Raw genomic sequence first — 1,314 nt, 5'->3', positions numbered from 1 at the left:
GGCCGCCGCTAGCGGCGGCCGGGGCGGTCGGCGTCCTGGTCGGCGGACTCCCGGGCCGCCGGGACGGCGTGCCTGCCCGGAAAGCGCCGACCGGTGTGCCCCAGCAGTTCGGCGAAGAGCTCCCGGTAGCAGACCATCGCGTCGCGCAGCTCCTCGATGGTCGCCTCGCCCGTGCGGCCGCGCTCGGCGGCGGCGTGCGCCCTGCGGTAGCCGCCGGCGACGCCGGAGTACCCCAGGCCGCCGCGGGGGTGTCCGCGGTCGGCCATGACCCGCTCCATGAGCCGGTCCGCCTCGTCCACGGCGCCCGCGGGGTCGTCGACGAAGCGCTCCTGGGTGCGCGCCCATCCGTCCTCGTAGCGGGCGCGCTCCTCGGGGGTCAGCTCGCGCGGGCCCGACCGGGCGTTCCGGGCCTCCCGGTCGCGCGGCTCCCGCTCCGCCCGGCGGCCGCCTCCGCGGTCCTCCCGGAAGACGAGGACCGCGAGGGCCGCGATCGCCGCCAGTCCGAGGAACACCGCAAGACCGATGATCGGGCCGGTGTCCATCCTTGTCGCCTCTCGATCGTTCCGGGCCGGGCCCGGGGCGCCCGGCGCTGAGTCCTCACGGCTGCGCCTGCCCCGGCCGCGCCCGCGGAAACCCGGCGCCCCGCGGCGGCGCACGTCCCGCCCGGCCGCACGGCGCACTCCGCACCGGCGGAAAAACGGGTCGACCGGGCGTGCGGGGACCGGCAGGATCCGGGGAGGGGGCGTGTGCACGCAACGGCGGGAGGCGCGGTGGACGGAGGCGGGGGCGGGAGCGGGACGGCCGCGGGCGGCTGGGGCCTGCTGCGGGCGCACGGCCCGTTCCGGGTGCTGTGCGGCGCCCGCACGGTGTCGGTGCTGGGCGAGTCGGCCGCGCTGGTCGCGCTGCTGCTGTTCGCCGCCGGGTCGACGGGGCGGGCGGTGGCGGCGCTGCTGCTCGTCGGGGACTTCGCGCCCGCGTTGCTGGCCCCGCTCGCCGGGGTGGCGGCCGACCGGTTCGACCTGCGGCGGGTCATGGCCGGCTGCGAGGCCGTCCAGGGCGCGGCGCTGGCGGCCGCGGCCGTGTGGCTGCCGCCGCTGCCGCCGCTGCTGGTCCTGGTGGCGGTGCGGGCGGTGGCCGGGCAGGTGTTCCTGCCCGCGTCGCGGGCCGCGGTGCCCGCGCTGGTGCGCGGCGGCGCTGCTGCTCGTCGGGGACTTCGCGCCCGCGTTGCTGGCCCCGCTCGCCGGGGTGCGGCCGACCGGTTCGACCTGCGGCGGGTCATGGCCGGCTGCGAGGCCGTCCAGGGCGCGGCGCTGG

At 80.0% G+C, this 1,314-nt stretch carries 1 protein-coding gene and 1 pseudogene; one reads left to right on the top strand and one right to left on the bottom strand.

Features of this window, described 5'->3' with window-relative positions; translation table 11 throughout:
- Positions 1-8: 8 nt before the first annotated feature.
- Positions 9-542, bottom strand: a complete 534-nt coding sequence (locus AC529_RS17930; RefSeq protein WP_068758525.1) for a hypothetical protein — start codon at positions 540-542, stop codon at positions 9-11.
- Between the two features lie 204 nt (positions 543-746).
- On the opposite strand from AC529_RS17930, the pseudogene AC529_RS20635 reads away from it, so the two are divergent.
- Positions 747-1,314: pseudogene (locus AC529_RS20635) on the top strand (hypothetical protein); the annotation flags it as partial.

The organism is Thermobifida cellulosilytica TB100, from assembly GCF_001517975.1.
Classification (GTDB): Bacteria; Actinomycetota; Actinomycetes; order Streptosporangiales; family Streptosporangiaceae; genus Thermobifida; species Thermobifida cellulosilytica.
The sequence above is the reverse complement of the archived record's forward strand: the minus strand, read 5'-3'. Positions and strand labels throughout refer to the sequence as shown.

Excerpts from the sequence above, each read along its gene's own strand:
- AC529_RS17930 (WP_068758525.1), bottom strand. The coding sequence starts at position 542 with ATGGACACCGGCCCGATCATCGGTCTTGCGGTGTTCCTCGGACTGGCG.